This is a genomic window from Micromonospora sp. CPCC 206061, from assembly GCF_036906915.1.
Taxonomy (GTDB): Bacteria; Actinomycetota; Actinomycetes; order Mycobacteriales; family Micromonosporaceae; genus Phytohabitans.
Window position 1 is genome coordinate 64,765 of sequence record NZ_JBAKHX010000029.1, and the last position, 24,297, is coordinate 89,061.

Genomic DNA, 24,297 nt, shown 5'->3' on the forward strand with positions numbered 1-24,297 from the left:
CCCCTTGATCGGTGGACTTCTCCTTGATCGGCGTCCGGCCCGGCCCCTCGGGGCCTCTGCGCGAGGACGACCCTCCCTGCGGCTGGACTCATCGCCCGTGGGCTGGCGTGTTCGCACCGGGCAGTAGCGGACGGCGGCACTCGGTAACATGAGCGGATGGTTCGGACGTTCACGGCGGCGGTGCACCAGGAAGAGGACTGGTACGTCGCCCGGTGCCTTGAGCTTGACGTCGCGAGCCAGGGCGAGACGCTCGACGCCGCCTTGGCCAACCTGCGCGAAGCCGTCGAGGTCTACCTGGAGGAAGCGGCGCAGCCGGCGATTGAGGCAACGCCGCTCGTGACCTCGTTCCAGGTCGGAAAGGCGGCGTGAGCCCGGCGCTGTCCGACCTTCCGTTCCGGAAGGTCGAGCAGGCGCTGCTGAAGGCGGGCTTTGTGTGCGTGCGGCAAAAGGGCAGCCACGTCGTCTATCGCGGCCCCGCAGGCAACGTCGTCGTAGTGCCGCAGCACGGCACGATCAAGCGGGGAACGCTAGCGTCGATCCTGCGGCAGGCTGGCCTGACGGCCACCGAGTTCCAGGACCTGATCGCTTAGCTCAGTAGCCGCGCGCGGCGCGTCGATCAAGGCCATTCGCGTCGATCAAGGGCAAATGCACGTGGAAATGAGATCAAAGCACGTGCGTTCGCCCTTGATCGGCGGAAGGGGGCGGGTGCCGTCGCGGGCGGGGTGTTAGCGGCGGAAGTCCATGTAGGCGGTGCCTCTGGGGGACAGGCGGTAGCCGATCTCCAACGCCTCGGTCAGGCCCAACGCCTTGAGTTTGCGGACGTCGATTTTGAAGCTTGCCGTGTCGCGGCTCAGCATGGCGGCCAGGTCCGCCGCCCTTACGCCCGGGTGGTCAGCTATGGCCGCGAGAGCCGCCGCTGTCCATGGGCCGCGAGGGCTGGCGTGGTCGAGGCGGGCGAGGCGCTGGTCGATGGCGGCCACCCCGGCGGCGTCGAGATGGTTGTCGGCCGCGAGTGCGTCGCGCGGGTCGGAGCTGTCGATCCGGTGGAAGCGCAGCAGGTAGAGCTGCCCGTCGGGCGGGCCGGTGAGATCGGCGAGGAGGGCTGCCGCGTCGGGGTATCCGGCCGCGCGGGCGTCGTCGTCGGTCAGGTCGCCGGGCGCGATGTGCTCCACAGTGGACATGGCGACGATGTCGCTGCCGGTGCGGTAGCGGCGGCCGGCGACCACCTGCGGCCGGCGCCACCGGCGCACCGCCGCCGTGATCGAGCCGTCGGCGATGCCTTCCCGTAACCGCCGCTCAAACAGCACGCTCCATGGTAAACAAACCCGCGAAGTTGCCCCAGCACACCGCGCGTAGCCATTCGTCGCCCAGATCCAGGTTGATCAAGCCGTTGAGCTGGTCGGCGTACTGGTAGGGGATGTTCGGAAAGTCGCTGCCGAGCAGCACCTTTCCGGCCAGCCCGAGGTCGCGGAGCCGCGCAAGTTCATCCGATGGGAACGGCACGAGCTGGTCGAAGAACGGCGTGAACACCATCGTCGTGTCCAGCGCCACCCGATCGTAGGAGAGCGCCAGGTCGAGGAACTCGGCGTAGTTCGGCGAGCCCATGTGCGCCACGATCGCCGTCAGCCGCGGGTGCCGCGCGAGCAGCGCCGCGAACGGCTCCGGCCCGGTGTACTGGGCGCCGATGGGCGCGTGCCCGGCGTGGATGACGATCGGGGTGCCAGCGTCGGCGAGCAGCCCGAACACCGGGGTGAGTGCCGGGTCGAGCGGGTCGAAGGCGCCCACCTGGAGGTGCAGCTTGAACACCCGCGCGCCCGCCGACAGCGCCTCCGTCACGTAGTCGAGTACGCCCGGCTCGGGATAGAACGTCGCGGACGGCAGGCAGCCGGGCGTGTCGCGGGCGAAGGCGAGCGTCCACGCGTTGAGGTCGGCCGCCATGTCGGGCCGGTGCGCGTAGGCCAGCGCGGTGAACGCCCGTACACCGAGCTTGTCGAGGTGGGCGACCCGTTCGGCGTCCGACCACCGGTACCGGATGGGCCACTCGACGCCGACCAGCGGCCCGGCGCTGTCGAAGTGTGCCCACACCCGGCGCAGCATCCTGGGTGGCAGGAAGTGCACGTGCACGTCGGCGAGGCCGGGCAGCCCCAGCGCGCGCCAGAACCCCGGTACCTCGTCGTCGTTCACACCTCGATATTGAACCGGCGCAGGACGGACGGCGCCAGCATGCCGGCGGCGCACAGCAGCGAGATGATCGTGAACGCGCCGCGCAGCACGTACACCTCGACCGCGCCGCCGACCTTCACCGCGAGCGCGTCGGGCAGCCCGATCATCCGCCACATCCGCTTCCCGGTCGGTATCGGCCACAGCAGCGGCACGCCGGCGCTGGTGATGAGGTCGCCGAGGATGTGCACGACGCAGCCGACGCCGACCGCGAGCCCGAGCATCGGGTACCCGCGGTCGCCGGGCAGTTCGAGGTACGTGTAGTACGCGGCGCCCGCCGAGACCGCGGTGACGAGCACCCAGCCGGCCCGCTTTGCCCACTCGTCGAACAGCCCGCGCACAGCTAAGCCGATCATCAGGAAGAGGATGCCGATGACCGCCCACTTCCCGAACGCGGTGCACAGCGTCGTGGTGCCCCATCCCACCAGCGCCGCGAACGGCAGCGTGTGGGTCAGCGTCCGGTGCCCGTTCTCCCGGTCTGGGTCATTGCTCAGTCTGGTCGCGTGATAGACGCCCAGCGACAGCTTTTCGATCACCTCGGCCACGAACAGCGACGCCACGCCGAACGTGCGCGCGACCGTGGCGCCGCCCTTGTTTCGCGTGACCTTGCCGGAAAGGTCGAGGTCGGGGAAGAGCGCCCCGCCCGCGCATACGGCAGTGCCGACCGCGATCGCCAGCGGCGACTGCTCATATCCGGCGAACTTGTCCAGCGCCCACGAGCCGGCCAGCCATACGGCCGCGCCGGATAGCGCATGGGACGGTCCCATCATGTGTCCGCGCCCTCCCCATATCCCAGAGCGCGGTCACTGTGTCAGAGGGACAGTCCACTATCAACTACCGCCACGGTGGCCCATGCCACGCCCGCCCGCGGTGAGAATGGTGGTAGTGACGGTGCTTCATCATCCCGACGAAGATGAACACCAGCGGGATGGCAGGCCAGAAGAAGCTCGCCCCGGAGAGCACCCACAGCCCCACCAGCACGGCCGCGACGACGACGAACCCGCTGAAGCGACGTCCCGCCTCCCGGCGCAGGTGGGCCCGTGCCTCCGGCGTCTCGGCCAGCGCCCGCCGGCCCCCGTCGGGCAGGTCGGTGGTGAGCACCGCCAGCTCGTCGCGGTATGTCGCGGCGTAGGCCGTCGTCAGCCGTTGCTCGCCCTCCGCCAGGTCGAGGCGGCCCTCGGTCATCGCGGCGCGCAGGATCTGCGCCATCTGTTCGCGTTCGGCGTCGGATGCCCGCAGGCGGCGAGCGTCAGCTGTCTCACTCATACCTCCAGGCTGCGCGTGTCGGGAGGACACGGCGTCGGGCGGGCGGAGACATTCGGGATACGCCCGGCGGCGTACCCGGCGTACGGGCTACTCCCGCGGGCGTACGCGGGGGACGGCGCGCGGCCGATGCGAGGGCGGTCGCCGGTGACCTACCGTCGAGGCGTGGAGGCTGGTCGGCGGTACAAGGGCACGGCCGGTGCCGCGGTGCTCGCTGGCGTCGTCCAGGTGGTAGGCGCCCGCACCGGCGGGGCGGACCTCAGGGCGCTGGAGTACGTGTTGCTCCTCGCCGGGCCGGTAGCGCTGCTGGCGCGACGGAGGCAACCAGTACACGTGCTGGTGCTGACGGTGGCGGCGGCGCTGGGGTATGCCGCCGTGGCCGACCCGGCACCCACCGGGCCGTATTTTCTGGCCGTGCTCTTCGCGATCTTCGCGGTGGGACACCGCGCGGCCACGTGGGTGGTCGCGGTCGCCGGCTACGCCGGCTACCTGTTCGTCGTCGAACCGCCGTGGCGTCAGGCGGCGGTCGTCGCGGTCGCGGTGCCGGCCAGCATCGCGCTTTCGGAAGCCAACCGGGTACGCCGGCAGCACTTCGCCGAGATGATGAAGTACCGGGCCGAGCAGGAGCGTGCGCGGGCCGAGCAGGAGCGGCGGCAGGCCAGCGAGGAGCGGCTGCGGATCGCCCGCGAGCTGCACGACGTGCTGGGCCACCACCTGTCACTGATCAATGTGCAGGCAGGGGTGGGGCTGCATCTGATGGACAGCCGGCCGGAGCAGGCCCGGGAGGCGCTGACCGCGATCAAGTCGGCGAGCGCCGAGGCGCTGCGCGAGGTGCGTTCGGTGCTGGGCGTTCTGCGGCCGGAAGACGAGGCCGCGCCGCGCGGGCCGGCGCCCGGGCTGGCGCGGCTCGACGAGCTGACCGGCGACGCGGGGCTGCCCGTGCGGACGCGGGTCGAGGGGGACGCGCGGTCGCTGCCCGCCGAGGTCGACCGGGCGGCGTACCGGATCGTGCAGGAGGCGTTGACGAACGTGCGCCGGCACGCGGGCGGTGCGGCGTCCGCGACGGTGGTCATCGGGTACGGGGAGGGGGCGGTCACGGTGCGGGTGACGGACGACGGGCCGGGCACCGCCGTGCCGAACGACGACGGCAACGGCATTGCCGGGATGCGCGCCCGCGTCGAGGCCCTGGGCGGCACGCTGACCGCTGGGCCGGTGCCGTCGGGCGGTTTCCAGGTGGCCGCCCGGTTGCCGACGGAGGCGTCATGATCAGGGTGTTGCTCGCTGATGACCAGGCGCTTGTCAGGGCCGGGTTTCGGGCGTTGCTGGACGCGGAACCGGACATCGAGGTCGTCGGGGAGGCCGCCGACGGGGTGGCCGCCGTGCGGCTGGCGGCCGAGACCAGGCCGGACGTGCTGCTCATGGACATCCGGATGCCCGGCGTCGACGGGCTGGAGGCGACCCGCCGGATCGCGGCCGATCCTGCCCTGTCCGGCACTCGGATCGTCATCCTGACCACCTTCGAGCTCGACGAGTACCTCTTCGAGGCGCTGCGGGTGGGCGCGGCTGGCTTCCTGGTCAAGGACACCGAGCCGGTCGACCTGCTGCGCGGGGTACGCGCCGTGGCCGGCGGCGACGCGCTGCTCTCGCCGGGTGTGACGCGGCGGCTGATCACGGAGTTCGCCGCGCGGGCGCGCCGGTCGGCGCCGCCACCCGCCGACCTGGACCAGCTCACCGACCGCGAGCGCGAGGTGATGGCGCTGGTCGGTGCCGGCCTGTCGAACGAGGAGATCGCCGAGCGGCTCGTGGTGAGCCCGGCGACCGCGAAGACACACGTCAGCCGAGCGATGATCAAGCTGGGTGCCCGCGACCGGGCACAGCTCGTCGTCTACGCCTACGAGGCCGGGCTGGTGCGCCCGGGGTGGGCTGGTTAGGTCACGCGTCGATAACGGATCTCTAGTGATCCGGGTCACATGGCACTAACGTCAGGCTTATATCCCCAAAGGGAAGGAGCCTGTGATGGCTGAAAGTCCGTCCTTCCTCGGCGTTCGGCGGAGCCGCCGGTCCGTACTGCGCTCCACCGGGCTGGTCGCGGCCGGTGCGACACTCGCGTCGCTCGGCGCCTGCGCCAGCGAAGAGGACCCCGGCCCGGGCGGCCCCGCGGCGAACCCCGGCGGCGCGCCGGCCGAGACCTTCACCGAGCCCAGCGAGAAGCTCTCCGGCGACCTGAAAGTTCTACTGTGGAGCCACTTCGTGCCCAGCCACGACACGTGGTTCGACAAGTTCGTCCAGGACTGGGCCGCGAAGGTCGGCGTCAAGGCCACCGTCGACCACATCGACCAGGCACAGATACCGACCCGCATCGCGGCCGAGATCCAGGCCGGGCAGGGCCACGACGTCATCCAGTTCATCGCGCCGCTGTCCCAGTTCGAGCCGAGCGTGCTCGACATGAAGGACATCACCGAGGAGGCCGTCAAGCGCTGGGGCGACCAGCTCGACGTCTGTCGCAAGTCGACGTTCAACCCGACGACCGGCAAGTTCTTCGCGTACTCCCCGGGCTGGGTGCCCGATCCCGGCAACTTCCGCGCGTCGCTGTGGGGGCCGGCCGGGTTCGCCAAGGGACCGGCCACATGGGACGAACTGCTCCAGGGCGGCGCCGAGATCAAGAAGTCCAAGGGTGTCCAGATGGGACTCGGCATGTCCCAGGAGATCGACTCCAACATGGTGTTGCGGGCGCTGATGTGGTCTTACGGCGCCTCGATCCAGGACGCGAACGAGCGGGTCGTCATCAACTCCGACCAGACGGTCGCCGCCGTCGAGTACATGAGCCGGCTGTTCAAGGAAACCATGACCAACGAGGTCTTCTCCTGGAACGCCGCCTCCAACAACCAGGGCCTGGTGGCCGGCAAGCTGTCGTACGCGGTCAACTCCATCTCCGCGTACCGGACCGCGCAGGGCACCGCGCCGCAGGTGGCGGAGGACATCTTGTTCGTGCCGGCGCTGCGCGGCACGCAGGGCGCCCTCGCGGCACAGCACGTGATGTACAACTGGATCGTCCCCAAGCACGCCAAGAACCCGGCCGCGGCCAAGGAGTTCCTGCTGCACTACACGGCGAACTACGCCGCCGCCACCTACGCCAGCAAGCTGTACGACTTCTGCGCCTGGGACAAGCTGACACCGCAGCGGGACGGCTGGCTGGCCAGCGACCCGTTCGGCTCGAAGCCGGCCGACAAGCTCGCCTTCCTCCGGGATGCGACGAAGTGGACGACGAACATCGGCCACCCCGGCCCGTCAAACACGGCCGAGGGCGAGGTGTTCAACACGTTCATCATCCCCAACATGTTCGCCCGTGCGGCGCGCGGTGAGGTCAGCGCCCGGCAGGCGGTTCTCGACGCCGAGGCGCAGATCAACCCGGTCTTCTCGAAGTGGCGCTCGCAGGGCCTCGTGGGTGGCGGTAGCTGATGGCGGTCGTGGAGGTACGCGGCCTCGTCAAGCAGTTCGACGGCGTGCTTGCCGTCGACGGCGTCGACCTGGCGACCGAGGAGGGCGAGTACCTCGTCCTCCTCGGCCCGTCGGGCTGCGGGAAGACCACCCTGCTGCGCGCGATCGCGGGCCTGGAGCAGCCCACGGCCGGCGACGTGCTCATCGACGGCCACCTCATGACAGGGCTGCCGCCGCGCGCCCGCAAGGTGGCGATGGTGTTCCAGAGTTACGCGCTCTATCCACACAAGACGGTGCTGGGAAACATCGTGTTCCCGTTGCGGGCGGCGGGTATGACGCGCCCCGACCGGGAACGCAAAGCCAAGTGGGCGGCCGACCTGCTCGGCATCGGCCACCTGCTGGCCCGCAAGCCCCGGCAGCTGTCCGGCGGCGAGCGCCAGCGCGTCGCGCTCGCCCGCGCCCTGGTCCGGGAGCCGCACGTCTTCCTGCTCGACGAGCCACTGTCCAACCTGGATGCCAAGCTGCGGGCCAGCGCCCGCGACGAGCTGAAGCGCTTCCAGGAGGAGATCTCCACGACCACGATCTACGTGACGCACGACCAGGTCGAGGCCATGGGCCTCGGTGACCGCATCGCGGTGCTGAACCACGGCAAGGTGCGACAGATCGGCAAGCCGGTCGAGGTGTACGACGACCCGGCCGACACGTTCGTGGCCACGTTCATCGGTTCGCCGCCGATGAACCTGGTGCCGCGCGACGACCAGATCGTCGGGTTCCGCCCCGAGCACCTGCTGCCCGCTGACGCGCTGCCCAATGGCGCCGAACGGGAGAAGGTGCCGCTCGCCGTCGACCGCATCGAGTACCTGTCCGGCGACCGCCACGTGTACGGCACGGTGACGGGCATCGGCGAGGCCACCCGGGTGGTGGCCCGGCTGCCCGCCACAGTGGACACCCCGATCAGCGCGGGACAGACGTACGACTTCGCGGTGGCACGGCACCGGCTGCGCTTCTTCGTCGCCGCCACGGGGGAGCGGGCATGAGTGCCTCGGCGGCGCCGCGGCGCAAGCTGGCGGACCGGGACGGCACGCTCGCCTGGCTCTTCCTCATGCCCAGCGTCATCTACATCCTGGCGCTCGTCGCGGTGCCGTTCGTGCTCGCCGTCGGCTTCGCGGTCTCCGACGTGACCGCCGGCGACCCGTCGTACGACTTCGTCGGCCTCCGCAACTTCGACCGCATCTTCGACGACCCCGTCTTCTGGCGGTCGCTGGGCAACACGTTCATCTTCACCATCATCTCGATGGTGCTCATCGTCGTGCTGGGAAAGGTGCTCGCCAACATCCTGATCGCCGACTTCAAGGGCAAGTGGCTGGTGCGGTTCCTGGTACTGCTGCCCTGGACCACGCCGGTCACCCTGGGCGCGATCGCCTGGCTGTGGATGCTCGACTCGATCTTTTCGCCGATCGACTGGCTGCTGCGCCAGGTCGGGCTGCTCGGCGCGCCGGGCGCGCTCTTCGGCGCCGGCTCCAACATGTACTGGCTCGGCGAGCCCGAACTGGCCATGGGCTCGGTCATCGCGGTACACGTCTGGCGCCTCACCCCGCTGTCGGCGGTGATCGTCATGGCCGGCCTGGTCGCGATCCCGCGCGACCTCGACGAAGCCGCACGGGTCGACGGCGCCGGCTGGTGGCGACGGATGTTCGAGGTCACCATCCCGATGACGCTGCCGGTCATCGCGGTGGCCGCGCTGTTCGGCGCGATCTTCACGTTCACTGACATGGCCGTGGTCGACGTGCTCACCAACGGCGGCCCGAACAACGCCACCCAGGTGCTGACCAGCTGGGCGTTCTTCCGCGGCATCGACGGGGGCGACGTCGGGCAGGGCGCGGCGGTCGCGCTGTTCCTCTTCCCGCTGCTGCTGGCCGCCGCGATCGCGATCCTGCGGGCGGTGCGGAAGATGGAGGTGCGCTGATGGCCACGCTCGCCTCCTACCGGCGCCGGCACGTCCTTGGCAGGATCGGCGTGTACACCCTCGCGAGCCTCGCGGCGTTCTTTTCCGCCGCGCCGTTCGTGTGGAGTCTGATCACCGCGTTCAAGCAGAACCGTGACCTCTACAACCCGTCGAGCAACCCATTCTTGTACAACCGGCCCGCCACCCCGGACCACGTGACCTACCTGTTCGAAAACACGGCTTTCGGCACGTTCGCGTGGAACACGCTTTGGGTCGGTGCGCTGGTCGTCGGCATCACGCTGCTGCTCGGGCTGCCGGCCGCGTACGCGCTGGCCCGGCTCGACCGCCCGTGGGCCGGATGGTTCGGCGTGGCGATCTTCCTGGTGTACCTGGTGCCGCCCAGCCTGCTGTTCCTGTCCCTGTCCCGCCTGGTGGTGGCCGTCGGCCTGCAGGACTCGACGTGGTCGCTGGTGCTGATCTACCCGACCATCACGATTCCGGTGTCGGTGTGGCTGCTGATCGGCTTCCTCAAGGCGGTGCCGCGCGACATCGAGGAGCAGGCGATGGTCGACGGGTACAGCCGGCTCGGCGCGTTCTGGCGGGCGGTGGTGCCGTTGACGTTTCCGGGCGTGGTGGCGGTGATCGTGTTCGCCTTCACGCTGACGGCTAGCGAGTTCATCTACGCGCTGTCGTTCGTGTCCCCGACCGACCAGAAGGTCATCTCCACCGGCGTCCCGACCGAGCTGGTCCGTGGCGACGTCTTCTTCTGGCAGTCCCTCCAGGCGGCGACGGTGCTGGTCGCTTTGCCGATAGCGCTGGTCTTCAACCTGTTCCTGGACCGCTTCATAGCCGGCTTCACCCAGGGCGCGGTAAAGGGCTAGCCCACGCACGACACCCCCTTTTCGTCGATCAAGGGCAAACGCACGCGCTTTGATCTCCGATCCACGTGTATTTTGCCCTTGATCGACGCAGATGCCCTTGATCGCGGAGCACACCGCCCGCCGCGCTGACGGCGACCCAGCATGAGACCTCGGACGGCCGAGCGCGGGCCGCGCGCACGGCGCGGGCGGCCACGATCGTGCCCGCGGACGTCAGGCGACGTTGATGGGGCGGAACTGGACGCTCACGCGAGGGCCGACCGCCCGCGCGGTCTTCGGGATCGCGTGCTCCCAGGTGCGCTGGCAGGAGCCACCCATCACGATCAGGTCGCCATGGCCGAGCGGAAACCGCATGCTGCTCCCGCCGCCTCGTGGCCGCAGCATCAGCGCGCGGGGCGACCCGAACGACACGATCGCCACCATCGTGTCGGCCCGCGCGCCCCGCCCCAGGGTGTCGCCGTGCCACGCCACGCTGTCGCGCCCGTCGCGGTACAGGCACATGCCGGCGGTCACGAACGGCTCTCCCAGCTCGGCGGCGTAGTGCGCGGACAGGCGGTCGCGGGCCTCCGTCAGGACCGGGTGCGGCAGCTGCTCGCCGCCGCCGTACCAGCGCAGCAGCCGCGGCACGTCGACCTCGCGCTCGTACATCTCGCGGCGCTCGGCCCGCCAGTCGACGTCGCGCAGAAGCGTGTCCAGTACGACCTCGGAGCCGGTGACCCAGCCGGGCAGGTGGTCGACCCACGCCCCGCGGGTGAGCGTGTGCCGCTGGATCCGCCCGGCGAGTTGGCCGAGCCCCGCGACCTCCGCCAGGTCAAGCATGGACGGTTGGTACATACCGCCATTAGAACACACGTGCGAGGGCCCACAAGGCCCAGGAGCAGGGCGCCGCTGTCCTGTACACGCCGAAGGTGCACTATCCGGACCTACGTTGCATCTGATCTTGCAGTGCCCGGTCCTACTTTGCATGTCGCTGCCGTGCTACGACAGGGGCATGAGCTGGGACGTATACATCTTCGCCCCGCCCGCCGGGGTGGACCACGTCGAGGACATCCCAAGCGACTATTCGGCACTGCCGCTGGGGACTGTGGCGGACATCCAGCAACGAATCCGTGACCAACTGCCGTACGCGGGGTTTGCGGAGGCCGGGTCCATGGAGGCGGGGTGGGGCGGTGTGACCGGTCCAGGCTGGAATATCGAGATCAACCTTGGTTCGGATGACCCGGTCGTGGGCTTTATGCTGCACATCCGCGGGTCCGGCGATGATGTGCTGCCGGTGGCCGCTAGGATCGCGGCCGCGGCCGGTGGCCGGGCGTGGGACATACCCGGCGAGCGGTTCCTGAGCGGCGACCCGACCGAGACCGACGGCTGGCACGGCTTCCAGCGGTACCGCGACCAGATACTCGGCGACGGCTGACGCGGCACCAGCCACAGCGCCGTGGAGGGGTATACGCAGCGGCCCGTTGATCCAGCCTGGGCACGGATCTGCAAGATGTTTCTGAACGATCTGGCCGCTCGCCGTTCGGCCCCACCTTGCAGGCGGCCGATCATTGGGAGCGGCGCTGCAAGCCTCAGCCGGACGAGACAGCCGCGAACCAGCCCGCACGGACGAGGGCTGCCGCGTCGATCAGGACATTCACGTCGATCAAGGGCGAATACACGCGAAAAGGAGATCAAAGCGCGTGCGTTTGCCCTTGATCGGCGGAAATGCGGACGGGGTGGGAGTCACAGCTGGAGGTCGGCCACTACGGCGTAGTGGTCGGACGGCGGGTGGGAGTCGTGGGAGGTGCCGGCGAGGAAGGCCTGCTCGACGAGCACGGGCTGGTCGACGCGGCCCGGGCGGGCGAGCACGTAGTCGATGCGCTGGTCGCTGAGCCACATGCCGCGCGGCGCGTACGGGTTGCGGGTGCTCAGCGTGTGGCCTGCGTCGCCGGCGGCGCCCGACGCGGTCCAGGCGTCGACGGCCACGCTGGCCAGCAGTTTCATCTCCGGCGTGCTGGGCGGGGAGTTCAGGTCGGCCATGAGCAGGATGGGTAGCGGGCCGTCGCGGGACGGGTCGGTGAGCAGGTCGGCGAGGTAGCGGGCCTGGGCCATGCGCTGGTCGGACTCCCGCTCCCAGTCGATGCAGGAGACCACCGCGTGCAGCGGGCCGCTGGGGTGCTCGATCACCGCCGTCAGGGCCACGGCCTCGGAGCGGTGCCGGGACGGCATCCGGTGCTCGTCGACTCGCTGGATCGGCCATCGGCTGAGCAGGCCGACGCCCACCTCGTACTCGGAATGCTCTGGAGGAGGCGGCAGTGACGGCGCGGCGAAGACCGCGTGCATGCCGAGCTTGTCGCCCAGCCAATGGGCCTGCGACTCCAGCGCCGTGCCCCAGACCTCCTGCAGTCCGGCGACGTCGGGTTGGATGCCGCGGAGCGTGGCGAGGATGCCGTGCTGCCGCTCCTGCCACTGGTCGCCGAAGCGCCACCAGAGGTTCCAGGTCATCACGCGCATCCCGCCAGTCTGCACAGTCGCGTCGAGGAACGCACTTCGCCCAATGGTTAGGAAATGTCTCGCGCGATCACTGTCACACCACGATGATCATCCAGTGGACGCCATCATCGCTCGTGACCTGACCAAGACGTTCCATACGATCGCGCGTCGCCCCGGGTTCGTCGGCGGGCTGAAATCGCTGCTGGCGCCCGCCCGGATCGCGAAGACCGCGGTCGACGGCGTCTCGTTCTCGGTACGCGAAGGCGAGCTGCTCGCGCTGCTCGGACCCAACGGCGCTGGCAAGTCCACGACGATCAAGATGCTGACCGGCATCCTCGTGCCGACGGCGGGTGAGGCGCGGGTCGCGGGCATCGAGCCGCACCGCGACCGGGAGCGCAACGCCCGCACGATCGGCGCCGTGTTCGGGCAGCGCACGCAGCTGTGGTGGGACCTGCCCGCGCGCGACTCGCTCGCCATCCTGCGCGACATCTTCGATGTCGGTGCCGAGGAGTACCGGCGGCGGCTGGCGGAGTTCGACGACCTGCTCGGTCTGTCGGAGTTCTGGGACACCCGGATCCGCCACCTGTCGCTCGGGCAGCGGGTGCGCTGCGACCTCGCCGCCGCGCTCATCCACGACCCGAAGATCGTGTTTCTGGATGAGCCCACGATCGGCATGGACGTGGTCGTCAAGGAGCAGGTGCGCGAGTTCCTGCGGCACCAGGTGGAGCAGCGAGGGCGCACCGTCGTGCTGACCACCCACGACATGACCGAGGTCAACCGGCTCGCCGAGCGGATCGTGCTCATCAACCACGGCCGGCTTTTCTTCGACGGCTCGCTCACCGAACTGCGCAGCCAGTTCGGCGCCACGTGGCAGGTGCACGTCACGCTGGCCGACGCGCCCGCCGAGGTGGCGGTGCCCGGCCTGCGGGTACTGCGGCACGACGGGCCGCGGGTGGCTTTCGGGCCTGGCGACGGCGCCACGTCGACGCACGAGGCCCTGCGTCTGATCATCGAGCGGTACGCGATCACCGACCTCGCCATCGAGGAGAACGACCTCGAAGACGTCATGCGCGAGGCCTACCTGCACCGGGAACAGGTGGCCATATGAGCGAGCGAGCTGGCGTGGCAGCGTCTGGGCTGAGGAGCGTGACGGCCGCGCAGTGGCGGGTCGCTCGGGTCACGCCACTTGGTGAGTTCGCCCAGCCGGCCCGCATCACCGGCACCGCCGCGCGACTCGCCGCGCAGGTGTTCCTCGTCGTCTGTCTCTGGCGGTCGCTGTACAGCCAGGTCGACACCAGTGCGGGCCTGGTGCGCGAGCAGGCCGTCACGTACGCGGTGCTCGCGGTGCTCGCCCTTCAGATCCGCGGGCTCGACCGGTCGGCCTCCCGCGACACGATGTTGCAGCACATCCAGGAGGGCACGGTCCTGTACTGGTTCGTGCGCCCACTATCACCACGGCGGTACTACCTGGTGCGCGCGGTCGGTGACCAGCTGTACGGATTCGCGTGGGTGGCCATCGGATACACGGTCTGCCTGATCTGCGGGGCGGTGGAACCGCCCGCGTCGGGCGGCGCCGCCGCGGCCTTCGCGGTCAGCATGCTGCTCGCGCAGGTCATCATGTATCAGCTGCTGCTGGCCGTCGACCTGCTGTGTTTCTGGACCCTGCAGAACGGCGCGGCCCTGACGATCCTGCGCTTCCTGCAGAACCTGCTCTCCGGCGTCATCGCGCCGCTGTGGTTCTTTCCGGACTGGTTCCTCACGATGAGCTCGGTGCTGCCGTTCCGGTACACGCTGGACGTTCCACTGTCGCTCTACATCGGACGGCAGCCGCTCGGTGATGCCCCCCGGCTGCTCGCGATCCAGGTGCTGTGGTGCGTGCTGCTCGCCGGGCTGACCCGGCTCATGTGGCGCAAGGCCGCACGCATCGTCACGGTGCAGGGAGGTTGAGCATGGGGCTCGTCTGGCGCATCACCAAGCTCAACTTCCGGGCGGTGCTGGAGTACCGCACCGAGTTCATGCTGAAGGTTGCGGTGGGTGCGGCCTGGCAGATCTCGGTCGTGGTCTTCGCGACCGTGCTGCTGACCCGGTTTCCCGGCATGGGCGGCTGGGCCACCAGCGACGTGCTACTTCTGGCGAGCATGCGGCTGCTCAGCCACGGCCTGTACGTGCTGGTGCTCGGCCGGCTCACCTGGACACACATCATCGTCCAGTTAGGACAGATTGACGCCTTCATGCTGCGGCCTATGCCCGTGTACCGCCAGGTGCAGCTCGCGTTCTTCAACGTCAACGCGGTCGGCGACCTGCTGGTGGCGGGGAGCCTGTTCGCCGGCGCGGTCCTGGTGGTCGACGTCGACTGGACGCCGGCCCGCATCGCGTACCTCGTCGTGGCGCTCGTGGGCGGCGTGCTCACCGAGGGTGCGATCGGCACCGCGCTCGGCAGCGCCGCCCTGCACGCCCCGGCCACCGCGTACTGGTCGCTGTGGCTGGACGAGCTGATGACCGCGTTCGGCAATTATCCGCTGCACATCCTGCCGGGGCTGGTGCGGGACGCGTTCACGTTCGTCGTGCCGCTGGCGTTCGTCGCGTACCTGCCGGCCGCGGTGCTGACCGGCCACATCGACACGCTCGCCGTGCCGGGTTGGCTGGCGGTGGCGTCGCCGCTGATCGGCCTGCTGGCGTATCTCGCGTCGCGGGTGCTGTGGAAGCGGAGCCTGCGCGCCTACAAGGGGTACGGCGGGACGTAAAGCGATGGTCATGCTTGAGGTGCGGAAGCTGAGCCATGCCTACTCCGACGGGCATGTCGCGCTTAAAGCGTCCCGGCGAAACCAGACAGCGGCGTATGGGCCTACGTGGATCTCCGTGGAGTACTCATGGCCATGGGAGGCGACAGAAACGGCGTCGACCGCACCGTGGTTGCCCACCCCGGAGCCGCCGTAACACGCGGCGTCGGTGTTGAGGATCTCCTCCCACCGGCCGCCCGCGGGTAGCCCGACGCGGTAGTCACAGCGGGGGACACCGGAGAAGTTGACTACGCAGGCGACCGGGTCGGTGCCAGCAGGGCCGAAACGAACGAACGACACCACGTTCTGCCGCCAGTCGTCCCAGGCGATCCACCGGAAGCCTTCCGGTGACGTGTCCAGCGCCCACAGGGCCGGCAGGGATCGGTAGAGCCGGTTGAGGTCGCGAAGCAGCACCGGCACGCCTTCCCCGGTCAAAGACCAGTCGATCCCCGCCGCCTCGCTCCACTCCCGCTCGTCGGCCAGCTCGCAGCCCATGAAGAGCAGCTGCTTACCGGGGAACGCCCACATGTACGCGAGGAAGCCGCGCAGCCCGGCGAGCTTCTGCCAACGGTCGCCTGGCATCTTGCCGACCAGCGAGCCCTTGCCGTGCACCACCTCGTCGTGGCTGATCGGCAACAGGAACTGCTCGTCGAAGGCGTACACGGTGGGCCAGGTCAGCTGGGCGTGGTGGAAGGATCGGTACAGCGGATCGTGCTCCATATAGGACAGCGTGTCGTGCATCCAACCCATATTCCACTTGAGACCGAAGCCGAGCCCGCCCCAGTCGACCGGCCGGGAAACGCCGGGCCACGCCGTCGACTCCTCGGCGATCATCACGACGCCGGGGCAGCTGCGGTACACGGTCTCGTTGAGCTGCCGCAGGAACTGGATGGCCTCCAGGTGCTCGTTGCCGCCGTACTCGTTCGGCGCCCACTGCCCGGGCTCGCGGGAGTAGTCCAGGTAGAGCATGGAGGCCACGGCGTCGACGCGCAGCCCGTCGACGTGGAACTCCTGGAGCCAGTACAGCGCGTTGGCGACGAGGAAGTTGCGCACCTCCCACCGGCCGTAGTTGAAGATGAGGCTGCCCCAGTCGGGATGTTCACCGGCCCAGGGGTGCTCGTACAGGGCGGTGCCGTCGAACCGCGCCAGCGCCCAGTCGTCCTTGGGGAAGTGTGCGGGCACCCAGTCGAGCAGCACGCCGATGCCCGCCTGGTGCAGCCGGTCGACGAGGTACCGGAAGTCGTCGGGGGAGCCGAACCGTGCCGTGGGGGCGTAGTAGCCGGTGACCTGGTACCCCCACGACGGGCCGTACGGGTGTTCCATGACCGGCATCAGCTCGACGTGCGTGAAACCCAGGCCGGTAACGTACTCGACGAGCTGGTCGGCGAGCTCCCGATAGGACAGTCCAGGGCGCCACGATCCAAGGTGTACCTCGTACACGGACATCGGCCTGGTGTGGTGGTCGGACGTGCGCGCCGCCAGCCACGCCGCGTCGCCCCACTCGTACGACGACTCGTAGATGACCGACGCGGTGCGCGGTGGGCACTCGGTGGCCAACGCCATCGGGTCGGCGCGGTCCTGCCATACCCCGTCGGCGCCATGGATCCGGTACTTGTAGCGCATCCCCGGCCGGGCGCCGGGCACGAACGCCGCCCGGATGCCGCTCGACCCCACCGGCGGCAGGGGGACACCGTCGTACGGGCCCCAGCCGCACCAGTCGCCGATCACCCGAACCTCACGGGCATTGGGCGCCCACACGGCGAAGAGGCAGCCGCCGTCGCGGGGGTGCGCGCCCAGGATCTCCCACAGCCGTTCGTGCCGGCCCTGGCCGAACAGGTACAGGTCCAACTCACCGATGAGCGGCGCCGACGGCGCGTACTGCGCCGGCAGTGCGTGAAGAGCCGTGGCCAAATCTGTCATGAAACGGCGCCGTCCAGGGCTAGCAGGTTACCTTCGGGTACCACGACCTTCACCCGGCCCTCGGAGAGCAGGGCGGTGGCCTGGCGGGTGTTGAACGACGACGACTCGCGTTGTGCCGAGGCGTACGCGGCCGCCGTGCGGGCCGCGATCGTCGCCCAGCCGTACCGCTCGGCGACCATCGACTGGGCCTGCTTGGCGACCTTGCGTGCGAAGGTCTGGTCGGCCAGCAACGAGCCGACCGCTCCGGCGAGCGCGTCGGGGTCGCTGTGCGGGAAGGTCACGCCGGTCACGCCAGGCTCGACGATTTCGGCGAGCCCGCCGGTGGCCGAGACGGCGAGCGGCGCCCCCGCGGCGGCGGCTTCGAGCGCCACCATGCCGAACGGCTCGTACAGGCTGGGCACGACGGTGGCGTCGGTGGCGGCCAGCACGGCGGGCAGCTGCTTCTCGTTCATGAAACCGGCGAAGCTCACCGTGCTGTGCAGATCGAGCCGGCCAGCCTCCCGCTGGAGATCCTCGCGGTACGGTCCGTCGCCGGCGATGACCACGCGCAGCCCGGGGTGCCGGTCGCGCAGTTGCGGGATCGCGTGCACCAGGTGCTGCACGCCCTTCTCGTAGACCAGGCGGCCGGCGTATCCGACGAGCGGTCCCTCGGCGGCGAAGCGCGACCGGGCCGCGGCGACCGCGCGCGGCTGGGCCTGCCATATCCGGTCGTCCACCCCGTTGGGGATGACCTCGACGCGCGTGCTCGGCAGCTCCAGCAGCCGGCTGACTTCCCACTTCATGTACTCCGAGCACACCAGCACCCGGCACGCCTCCTGCCCGAGCCACCACTCGACGGAGTGGATGCACCTGTTCATCTCGTCGGGCAGCCAGCCCTGGTGGCGGCCGGCCTCGGTGGCGTGGACGGTGGCGACGAGGGGGAGGTCGAGGTGCTCCTTGAGCGTGACGGCGGTGTGCGTGACGAGCCAGTCGTGCGCGTGGATGACGTCGTACTCGCCGGACTGGGCGGCACGCAGGGCGGCGCGCGTGAGGGTGTGGTTGAAGGCCATCGTCCAGGCGAGCAGGGACGGGGTGGCGAGGGGGAAGAGCGGGGGATCCTCGGGCGCCCGGACGATGCGCACGCCCTCGGAGTACTCCTCCAGGGGTGCGCCGGGGGCGTGGCGGGTGACGACGGTGACCTCGTGGCCGGCGGCGGCCAGCGAGGTGGAGAGCGCGTGCACGTGACGTCCCAGTCCCCCCACGACTACCGGGGGGTACTCCCAGGAGAGCATCAGCACCCGCTGCCGCTCCGGGGTTCTCATTTCGATGACGTCTGCGTTCGGTGACATACGGCCCGCCCCCTTGAAGTCTTCCCCATGCACGGCCATAGGCACCAATGGCCGGTGCCTACGCGACGTTGGGTTGGGACCAATCGTGCCGGTCCCGCGAAAACCAGCGGAGACACCACCATTGCAGGCCTGTAACGCGCATTAATCAAAACCGTCGGGCGCGCAGGGCCTCCGCCACTGACCAAGCCTGAAAAGGACAGCCGGTCGCGACGTGGGGCGCCAGCCCGTCCGCGGTTTCGCTTACGGATGCTAGGCCAAACTCCCGCAAATGAGACTCAATACCGCCGAACAAAACGTGAATTTCAGTGCCAACCCGTTTCACGGCGCTCGCATACGGCCCGATCAGCCACGGCCAGACCGTGCCCTGGTGGTACGCGGCGTCCCGCTGCGCGGGCCCGCCGTGGTGACGCGGCTCATAGCCGGCCGAGCCGGGGGCCAGGCTCCGCGGGCCGAGCGGCGTCATCAGGGCAGCTCCGATGGAGCCGAGCACAGCCGGATCGGGATCCAGCGGCGCGTGCGGGAGCGACCACGCGAGCAGCTGGTTGGGGCGCAGCGCGAGATCGTTGCCGCCCGGGCCGTCCAGCACGTCGTACAGCCAGCCGGTGGGCGCCGGGTAGCGCAGGCGGAAGCTGTCGAGCGCCCGGGTCAGCGCGGCCGGCGCCGCCCCGGCGTCCTGCCCTGTGCGCCGGGCAAGCTCGGTGACGCCGGCCAGCCCGTTGACCCAGAGGGCGTTCACCTCGACCGGCTTGCCCAGCCGAGGCGTCACCGGTACCCCGTAGATCCTGGCGTCCATCCAGGTCAGTGCCTCGCCCGCGGCGCCCTGCGTGACCAGGCCGTCGGCGGGGTCGACGCGGATGCCGTACCGGGTGCCGGCCAGGTGGGCGTCGACCACGCCACGCAGAGCTGGCAGCAGCTCGGCGGCCAGGTCGGTGTCGCCGGTCAGCGTGACGTGCCGGTCCACCGCGTGCAGGAACCAGAGCGTCGCATCGCAGGTGTTGTACTCCACGCTGCCCGTGTCGGCGGTGTTGGCGAGCATCCCCTCGGAGAGGGTCGCCGCGTACGCCCGCAGCAGCTCCCGGCCCTCGTCCGCGCGCCCGGTGCACAGGAACAGTCCCTCGTAGGAGGTCATCGTGTCGCGCGACCACGCCCCGAACCACGGGTACCCGGCCACCACGTCCGGCCCGGCGGAGGTACGCACGACGAACGCGTCCGCCGCGAGGGCGAGCGTCGCGTCCACCGCGTCGGCCGGCCGGGCGGCCGCTACCACCACGCGGTGCCGCTCACGTGCACGGTCGACCACGGTGGCCGCCGGCGCCGGCCGGTCGTCGAGGTCCCCCGCCCAGGCGAGGACCTCAAGGGTGTCCCCAGGCGACTCCAGCGACCCACCGAACCGGCCCGCGTGCCACAGGTCCTCCTGAGGGTGTAGGCCCCGCTCGGCCTCCTCCCGGTGGTGCGCGTCTCGCCACCACTGCCCGGTGGGCGTCCACCCGGGACCTGCGAGGCGGTACGCCTGTTCGACCGTCGCGCCGTCGGCGGTGGGGATCACCCGGGGCGGCGGCCCGTCCGCGTACCTCTCACCGTGCGCGTCCCGCCACGTGCACAGGGCATCAAGGGACAGCTTGACAGCGCCTCCAGGGCCACCACCCGCGAGCAGCCGGTGTATCACCGCCACCCCCGGCCGGCCATGTGTCATGGCGATCTCGCGTTCGAGCACCGTGTCGCCGATCCGCCAGCGCCAGCGCGGTACCCCCTCGATGAGGTCGAAGCGCTCCAGCAGCTCGTAGCCGCGGGGGTCGACCGCCCCCGACGCCCACTCGTGCGTGCCCAGCCGGACCTGCGCCCCGGAGGCCAGGGTGACCGTGGGGTCGAGCGCCACCAGGCCGGCGTGGCGTGCCGCCGGCGTGTGGCCGGCGACCACCAGCAGCGCGTGGTACCTCCGGGTACGCAGCCCGCTGACCGTGCCCATCGCGTACCCACCGCACCCGTCCGTGAGCAACCACTCCCGGCTGCCACCCGTAGTGAGATCTCCGACGACCTGGGGGCCGAAGCCTATCTCGATCACTAAGCTCCTTAGGGTCTGTATCGAGGTGGGGGCCGGAGCGAGGCGAGGTCCAGGCGTTGGCTTGGGCCGCCGCAGCCCGGTCATCCACCTCGATACAGACCCTGGTAGGTGTCGGTACCTGTAACACGCTAAGGCGACAATGGTCCCGTGTGGTCACGACGGAAGAGGAAGGGGTCTGACGCTGTGGCGTCCTCCGGAGAGGCCGAGCACCAGCGCCTGGCGCAGGCCGACTCGGGAGAACAGCCGTGGCGCGCATGGGGCCCCTACCTGTCCGAACGTGCCTGGGGTACGGTCCGGGAGGACTACAGCGAGCACGGTACGGCCTGGGACTACTTTCCGCACGACCACGCGCGTTCCCGGGTGTACCGCTGGAACGAAGACGGCATGGCCGGCGTCTGCGACGACCGGCAGACGTTCTGCTTCGCGCTCGCCCTCTGGAACGGGCAGGACCCGATCATCAAGGAGCGGATGTTCGGGCTCGGCGGCGACGGCGGCAACCACGGAGAGGACGCCAAGGAGTACTGGTGGTACCAGGACTCCACACCCACCCACTCCTGGATGCGCTGGCGGTACCACTACCCGCAGACCGCGTTCCCCTACGACGACCTGGTGGCGGTCAACGCGGCGCGCGGGCGGGACGAGACCGAGTACGAGCTGGTCGACACGGGGGTGTTCGACGACGACCGCTTCTGGGCGGTGACCGTCGACTACGCCAAGGCGTCACCCACCGACATGTGCATCGTCGTCAAGATCGCTAACCGGGGTCCCGAGACGGCCACCCTGCACGTGCTCCCCACGCTGTGGTTTCGCAACACCTGGTCGTGGGGGCTGCCCGGCCGCGACCAGGTGCCGGTGCTGCGCGGCGACGACGGCCGGCTGGTCGGCGAGCACTGGGTGCTCGGGCAGGTCGTCCTGCAGGGGGAGGGCGACCCGACGGTCCTGTGCTGCGACAACGAGACCAACACCCAGCGGCTGTGGGGGCTGGAGGGGCGCAGCGAGTACCCGAAGGACGGCATCAACGACCACGTCGTCTCCGGCGCCCCGTCAGTGAACCCCGCGCTGACCGGCACCAAGGGCGCCCTGCACTACACGTTGACCGTGCCGGCTCGCGGCGAGGCGTACATCCGGCTGCGACTGACGCTCACCGCGCCGCCGCCCGCCGCCGAGCCCGCGCCGATCCTCGACCTGGGCGCCGGGTTCGACGAGGTGATCGCCGCCCGCCGCGGCGAGGCCGACGCGTACTTCACGTCGCTCATCCCCGCCGGGGCGTCCCGTCAGGAGGCCGCCGTCGCCCGCCAGGCCATCGCCGGGCTCATGTGGGGAAAGCAGTTCTACCACTTCGACGTCGAGCAGTGGCTCACCGGCGATCCCGGCAGCGTTCCACCCCCAGAGGGACGCCGGCACGGGCGCAACAGCGCCTGGTGGCACATGAACAGCTTCGACGTCATCTCCATGCCCGACCCCTGGGAGTACCCCTGGTATGCCGCGTGGGACCTGGCGTTCCACTGCGTGCCGCTGGCCCGCGTCGACCCCGGCTTCGCCAAGCAGCAGGTACTCCTGCTCCTCCGCGAGTGGTACATGCACCCCAACGGGCAGATCCCCGCGTACGAGTGGGCCTTCGGCGACGTCAACCCTCCCGTGCACGCGTGGGCGGCACTGCGCGTCTTCGAAATCGACGGCGGGCGCGACCACGATTTCCTCGCCCGGGTACTGCACAAGCTGCTGCTCAACTTCACCTGGTGGGTCAACCACAAGGACATCAACGGCAACAACGTCTTCGAAGGCGGCTTCCTCGGCCTCGACAACGTCGGCCCGTTCGACCGCTCGGCAGCGCTGCCCGTGTCCGGCGCGCTGGAGCAGTCCGACGGCACCGGCTGGATGGCCATGTACGCCCTCAACCTCCTCGACATCGCCGTCCGCCTCGCCGTCCACGACCCCGCCTACGAAGACGTCGCCACCAAGTTCTTCGAACACTTCGCGTACATCGCGGTCGCCGCCTACCAGCAGGGCCTCTGGGACGAGGACGACTCCTTCTTCTACGACCAGCTTCGGCTCGCCGACGGCAACACAGTGCCGCTCAAGGTGCGCTCGGTGGTCGGCCTGCTGCCGCTGGCAGCCACCACCACCCTCACGACGCGGACGCTCGCGCAGCTTCCGGAACTCGGCGCGCGGTTGCGCTGGTTCCTCACCAACAAGCCTGAGTACGCCGATGTGCTGGGCGCCCGACGGATGGCTCGTGACGGACGGCAGCGCCGGCTGCTGTCGATGGTCGGCCCCGAGCAGATCGTGCGGATCCTCGCGCGCATGCTCGACGAAGACGAGTTCCTCTCGCCGTACGGGCTGCGCACCCTGTCCCGCTCCCACCTTGAGAAACCCTTCACCGTGTCGCTCGGCGGGCAGGACTTCACCGTCGGGTACGAGCCGGCCGAGTCCACCAGCGGCCTGTTCGGCGGCAACTCCAACTGGCGCGGTCCGATCTGGATGCCGACGAACTTCCTGCTGGTGTGCGCGCTGCGCGACTACGCCAAGTTCTTCGGCGACGACCTGCTCATCGAGCACCCGACCCGCTCCGGCACCAAGCGCACCCTCAACGAGGTGGCCGACGACCTGTCGGAGCGCCTGATCTCCCTCTTCGTGCCGGACGAGTGGGGCCGGCGCCCGATGTACGGCGCGTGCGACCTCTTCCAGAATCACCCCGACTGGAAGGACCTGCTCGCCTTCCCCGAGTACTTCCACGGCGACAACGGCGCCGCCCTGGGCGCCTGGCACCAAACAGGCTGGACAGCGTTGGTGGCCGACCTGATCCTGACCCTCCGCGCCTAACCCGCCCCGCCCGCGTCGCACCCCCCCTTGATCGATGGAGATGGCCTTGATCGGCGCGAATATGGTTGGGGACGGAGTGAGTGTCGTCCAAGGAGGAAGCCATCGTCGACGTTGTCGTTGTGGGGGCCGGGGTTGTCGGGCTGACCTCGGCTGTCCGGCTGGTTGAGGCTGGGGCGCGGGTCGCTGTGATCAGCGCCGACGAGTCGGTTGACACGGTGTCCGCGGTGGCGGCTGCCGTCTGGTATCCCACACATACGGACGAGGATCCGCGGGTGCTTCAGTGGGCCACGCGGACCTTCGAGGAACTGTGCCGCCAGGCGGGGGATGGGGTGCCGGGAGTGGTGTTGCGGCCTACCCGGATGCTGGTGCGCCAGCAGGTGGACGAGGCGCCCTGGTGGTCGGCCGCCGTGCCGGACTTCACTCGGGTGCCGCCGCCGAGCGCGGAGTACACCGAGGAGTGGCGGTTCACGGTGCCGACCGTGGAGATGCGGCCGTACCTGGATTGGCTGCGCGACCGGCTCGGTGGTGCGGTGGAGCGGCGGCGGATCGAGCGGTTCGACGAGATCGAGGCGCCCGTCGTGGTGAACGCGACCGGGCTGGCCGCCGGCAAGCTCTGCGGTGATGCGGACGTGTTCCCCGCTCGAGGGCGGATCGTGCTGGTCGCCAATCCGGGCCTGGTGACGTCGGTGCGTGACGAGGACAGTCCGGCCGGCATGACGTACATACATCCGCGCAGCCAGGACGTGGTGCTCGGGGGGACGTTCGAGGCGGGGCAGTGGGACACGGAGCCCGACGCGCGGGTGGGCATGGAAATCGTGGCTCGCTGCGCTGACCTGGTACCCGAACTGGCGAACGCGGCGGTGCTGGCGCATGTGGCCGGGCTGCGACCGGCACGGCGCGGCGGGCCGCGCGTGGAGGCGGACCCTGCGCCGCTGCCCGGTGGCGGGCGTCTCGTCCACAACTACGGTCATGGTGGTGCCGGGGTCACGCTCTCATGGGGCTGTGCGGAGGCGGTGGTACCCCTCGCCACCTAGGCCCTGTCCCGCCGGATCGCCGTCTGGACCTCGCCTCGGCTCGACATGATCGACAGGACAGGGCCTAGGCTCAATACCGGTAACTTAGGGGCAATTCGGTCGTTGGTCGTGGTGTGCCTCGTGCGGGTCAATTG

The 24,297-nt window shown here is 69.9% G+C and carries 23 protein-coding genes; 14 read left to right on the top strand and 9 right to left on the bottom strand.

What is annotated here, in order from left to right; all coding sequences use genetic code 11:
- The first annotated feature begins 156 nt into the window (after positions 1–156).
- A complete protein-coding gene (locus V6V89_RS20560; RefSeq protein WP_334620793.1) occupies positions 157–369 on the top strand; it encodes a type II toxin-antitoxin system HicB family antitoxin in 213 nt (70 codons plus the stop codon).
- Positions 366–590, top strand: a complete 225-nt coding sequence (locus V6V89_RS20565) for a type II toxin-antitoxin system HicA family toxin (RefSeq protein WP_334620794.1) — start codon at positions 366–368, stop codon at positions 588–590. The genes V6V89_RS20560 and V6V89_RS20565 overlap by 4 nt, the downstream gene beginning before the upstream one ends.
- Before the next feature lie 135 nt (positions 591–725).
- Here the strand turns inward: V6V89_RS20565 and V6V89_RS20570 are convergent, their stop codons facing one another.
- The 4 genes from V6V89_RS20570 to V6V89_RS20585 all read right to left on the bottom strand — a co-directional run bounded on the left by V6V89_RS20570 (position 726) and on the right by V6V89_RS20585 (position 3,486).
- A complete protein-coding gene (locus tag V6V89_RS20570; RefSeq protein ID WP_334620795.1) occupies positions 726–1,307 on the bottom strand; it encodes a hypothetical protein in 582 nt (193 codons plus the stop codon).
- Complete coding sequence (locus tag V6V89_RS20575) at positions 1,297–2,184, bottom strand: amidohydrolase family protein (RefSeq protein WP_334620796.1); 888 nt, start codon at positions 2,182–2,184, stop codon at positions 1,297–1,299. Before V6V89_RS20575 ends, V6V89_RS20570 begins: the two co-directional genes overlap by 11 nt.
- A complete protein-coding gene (locus tag V6V89_RS20580) occupies positions 2,181–2,990 on the bottom strand; it encodes a metal-dependent hydrolase (RefSeq protein WP_334620797.1) in 810 nt (269 codons plus the stop codon). The genes V6V89_RS20575 and V6V89_RS20580 overlap by 4 nt, the downstream gene beginning before the upstream one ends.
- Before the next feature lie 64 nt (positions 2,991–3,054).
- A complete protein-coding gene (locus tag V6V89_RS20585) occupies positions 3,055–3,486 on the bottom strand; it encodes a DUF1707 SHOCT-like domain-containing protein (RefSeq protein ID WP_334620798.1) in 432 nt (143 codons plus the stop codon).
- A 162-nt stretch (positions 3,487–3,648) separates the two neighbouring features.
- On the opposite strand from V6V89_RS20585, the gene V6V89_RS20590 reads away from it, so the two are divergent.
- The 6 genes from V6V89_RS20590 (at position 3,649) to V6V89_RS20615 (ending at position 9,747) form a co-directional block, all read left to right on the top strand.
- Positions 3,649–4,749 carry a sensor histidine kinase gene (locus tag V6V89_RS20590; RefSeq protein ID WP_334620799.1) on the top strand — a complete coding sequence of 367 codons (1,101 nt, stop codon included), beginning with the start codon at positions 3,649–3,651 and terminating at the stop codon, positions 4,747–4,749.
- Entirely contained in the window at positions 4,746–5,414 is a 669-nt protein-coding gene (locus V6V89_RS20595) for a response regulator transcription factor (protein WP_334620800.1), read from the top strand. The genes V6V89_RS20590 and V6V89_RS20595 overlap by 4 nt, the downstream gene beginning before the upstream one ends.
- Positions 5,415–5,499: 85 nt before the next feature.
- Positions 5,500–6,942, top strand: a complete 1,443-nt coding sequence (locus V6V89_RS20600) for an ABC transporter substrate-binding protein (RefSeq protein ID WP_334620801.1) — start codon at positions 5,500–5,502, stop codon at positions 6,940–6,942.
- A complete protein-coding gene (locus tag V6V89_RS20605) occupies positions 6,942–7,958 on the top strand; it encodes an ABC transporter ATP-binding protein (protein ID WP_334620802.1) in 1,017 nt (338 codons plus the stop codon). Before V6V89_RS20600 ends, V6V89_RS20605 begins: the two co-directional genes overlap by 1 nt.
- Positions 7,955–8,887, top strand: coding sequence for a carbohydrate ABC transporter permease (locus V6V89_RS20610; protein WP_334620803.1), 933 nt, complete (start codon positions 7,955–7,957; stop codon positions 8,885–8,887). Before V6V89_RS20605 ends, V6V89_RS20610 begins: the two co-directional genes overlap by 4 nt.
- A complete protein-coding gene (locus tag V6V89_RS20615) occupies positions 8,887–9,747 on the top strand; it encodes a carbohydrate ABC transporter permease (RefSeq protein ID WP_334620804.1) in 861 nt (286 codons plus the stop codon). Before V6V89_RS20610 ends, V6V89_RS20615 begins: the two co-directional genes overlap by 1 nt.
- A gap of 210 nt (positions 9,748–9,957) precedes the next feature.
- Here the strand turns inward: V6V89_RS20615 and V6V89_RS20620 are convergent, their stop codons facing one another.
- Positions 9,958–10,563: an alpha-ketoglutarate-dependent dioxygenase AlkB gene (locus V6V89_RS20620; protein WP_334620806.1), complete on the bottom strand. Its 606-nt coding sequence runs from the start codon at positions 10,561–10,563 to the stop codon at positions 9,958–9,960.
- A gap of 172 nt (positions 10,564–10,735) precedes the next feature.
- On the opposite strand from V6V89_RS20620, the gene V6V89_RS20625 reads away from it, so the two are divergent.
- On the top strand, positions 10,736–11,158 hold the full coding sequence (locus V6V89_RS20625) for a hypothetical protein (RefSeq protein ID WP_334620807.1): 423 nt from the start codon (positions 10,736–10,738) through the stop codon (positions 11,156–11,158).
- 308 nt (positions 11,159–11,466) lie between these two features.
- On the opposite strand, the gene V6V89_RS20630 is transcribed toward V6V89_RS20625, so the two are convergent.
- The gene (locus V6V89_RS20630; RefSeq protein ID WP_334620808.1) at positions 11,467–12,237 is read right to left on the bottom strand and encodes an endonuclease/exonuclease/phosphatase family protein; all 771 of its coding nucleotides are present in this window, start codon (positions 12,235–12,237) and stop codon (positions 11,467–11,469) included.
- A 94-nt stretch (positions 12,238–12,331) separates the two neighbouring features.
- On the opposite strand from V6V89_RS20630, the gene V6V89_RS20635 reads away from it, so the two are divergent.
- From V6V89_RS20635 to V6V89_RS20645, 3 genes are read left to right on the top strand one after another with little or no spacing between them, the layout of a single operon-like run.
- Positions 12,332–13,324: an ABC transporter ATP-binding protein gene (locus V6V89_RS20635; RefSeq protein WP_334620809.1), complete on the top strand. Its 993-nt coding sequence runs from the start codon at positions 12,332–12,334 to the stop codon at positions 13,322–13,324.
- Positions 13,321–14,163, top strand: coding sequence for an ABC transporter permease (locus tag V6V89_RS20640; RefSeq protein WP_334620810.1), 843 nt, complete (start codon positions 13,321–13,323; stop codon positions 14,161–14,163). Before V6V89_RS20635 ends, V6V89_RS20640 begins: the two co-directional genes overlap by 4 nt.
- 2 nt (positions 14,164–14,165) lie before the next feature.
- Positions 14,166–14,960: an ABC transporter permease gene (locus V6V89_RS20645; RefSeq protein ID WP_334620811.1), complete on the top strand. Its 795-nt coding sequence runs from the start codon at positions 14,166–14,168 to the stop codon at positions 14,958–14,960.
- 39 nt (positions 14,961–14,999) lie between these two features.
- On the opposite strand, the gene glgB is transcribed toward V6V89_RS20645, so the two are convergent.
- From glgB to V6V89_RS20660, 3 genes are all read right to left on the bottom strand, one after another.
- On the bottom strand, positions 15,000–16,916 hold the full coding sequence (glgB, locus tag V6V89_RS20650) for a 1,4-alpha-glucan branching protein GlgB (protein ID WP_334620812.1): 1,917 nt from the start codon (positions 16,914–16,916) through the stop codon (positions 15,000–15,002).
- Positions 16,913–18,244: a glycosyltransferase family 4 protein gene (locus tag V6V89_RS20655; protein ID WP_334620813.1), complete on the bottom strand. Its 1,332-nt coding sequence runs from the start codon at positions 18,242–18,244 to the stop codon at positions 16,913–16,915. Before V6V89_RS20655 ends, glgB begins: the two co-directional genes overlap by 4 nt.
- 145 nt (positions 18,245–18,389) lie before the next feature.
- Complete coding sequence (locus tag V6V89_RS20660; RefSeq protein WP_334620814.1) at positions 18,390–20,306, bottom strand: amylo-alpha-1,6-glucosidase; 1,917 nt, start codon at positions 20,304–20,306, stop codon at positions 18,390–18,392.
- Positions 20,307–20,489: 183 nt separating this feature from the next.
- Here V6V89_RS20660 and V6V89_RS20665 point away from each other — a divergent pair, with 183 nt between their 5' ends.
- Together V6V89_RS20665 and V6V89_RS20670 are read left to right on the top strand one after the other, a co-directional pair.
- The gene (locus V6V89_RS20665; protein WP_334620815.1) at positions 20,490–23,129 is read left to right on the top strand and encodes an MGH1-like glycoside hydrolase domain-containing protein; all 2,640 of its coding nucleotides are present in this window, start codon (positions 20,490–20,492) and stop codon (positions 23,127–23,129) included.
- An 80-nt stretch (positions 23,130–23,209) separates the two neighbouring features.
- A complete protein-coding gene (locus V6V89_RS20670) occupies positions 23,210–24,163 on the top strand; it encodes an FAD-dependent oxidoreductase (RefSeq protein ID WP_334620816.1) in 954 nt (317 codons plus the stop codon).
- Positions 24,164–24,297: the final 134 nt, after the last annotated feature.

Excerpts from the sequence above, each read along its gene's own strand:
- V6V89_RS20630 (WP_334620808.1), bottom strand. The coding sequence starts at position 12,237 with ATGCGCGTGATGACCTGGAACCTCTGGTGGCGCTTCGGCGACCAGTGG.
- V6V89_RS20625 (WP_334620807.1), top strand. The coding sequence starts at position 10,736 with ATGAGCTGGGACGTATACATCTTCGCCCCGCCCGCCGGGGTGGACCAC.
- V6V89_RS20620 (WP_334620806.1), bottom strand. The coding sequence starts at position 10,563 with ATGCTTGACCTGGCGGAGGTCGCGGGGCTCGGCCAACTCGCCGGGCGG.
- V6V89_RS20600 (WP_334620801.1), top strand. The coding sequence starts at position 5,500 with ATGGCTGAAAGTCCGTCCTTCCTCGGCGTTCGGCGGAGCCGCCGGTCC.
- V6V89_RS20580 (WP_334620797.1), bottom strand. The coding sequence starts at position 2,990 with ATGATGGGACCGTCCCATGCGCTATCCGGCGCGGCCGTATGGCTGGCC.
- V6V89_RS20645 (WP_334620811.1), top strand. The coding sequence starts at position 14,166 with ATGGGGCTCGTCTGGCGCATCACCAAGCTCAACTTCCGGGCGGTGCTG.
- V6V89_RS20615 (WP_334620804.1), top strand. The coding sequence starts at position 8,887 with ATGGCCACGCTCGCCTCCTACCGGCGCCGGCACGTCCTTGGCAGGATC.
- V6V89_RS20585 (WP_334620798.1), bottom strand. The coding sequence starts at position 3,486 with ATGAGTGAGACAGCTGACGCTCGCCGCCTGCGGGCATCCGACGCCGAA.
- V6V89_RS20640 (WP_334620810.1), top strand. The coding sequence starts at position 13,321 with ATGAGCGAGCGAGCTGGCGTGGCAGCGTCTGGGCTGAGGAGCGTGACG.
- V6V89_RS20605 (WP_334620802.1), top strand. The coding sequence starts at position 6,942 with ATGGCGGTCGTGGAGGTACGCGGCCTCGTCAAGCAGTTCGACGGCGTG.
- V6V89_RS20595 (WP_334620800.1), top strand. The coding sequence starts at position 4,746 with ATGATCAGGGTGTTGCTCGCTGATGACCAGGCGCTTGTCAGGGCCGGG.
- V6V89_RS20655 (WP_334620813.1), bottom strand. The coding sequence starts at position 18,244 with ATGTCACCGAACGCAGACGTCATCGAAATGAGAACCCCGGAGCGGCAG.
- V6V89_RS20560 (WP_334620793.1), top strand. The coding sequence starts at position 157 with ATGGTTCGGACGTTCACGGCGGCGGTGCACCAGGAAGAGGACTGGTAC.
- V6V89_RS20610 (WP_334620803.1), top strand. The coding sequence starts at position 7,955 with ATGAGTGCCTCGGCGGCGCCGCGGCGCAAGCTGGCGGACCGGGACGGC.
- glgB (WP_334620812.1), bottom strand. The coding sequence starts at position 16,916 with ATGACAGATTTGGCCACGGCTCTTCACGCACTGCCGGCGCAGTACGCG.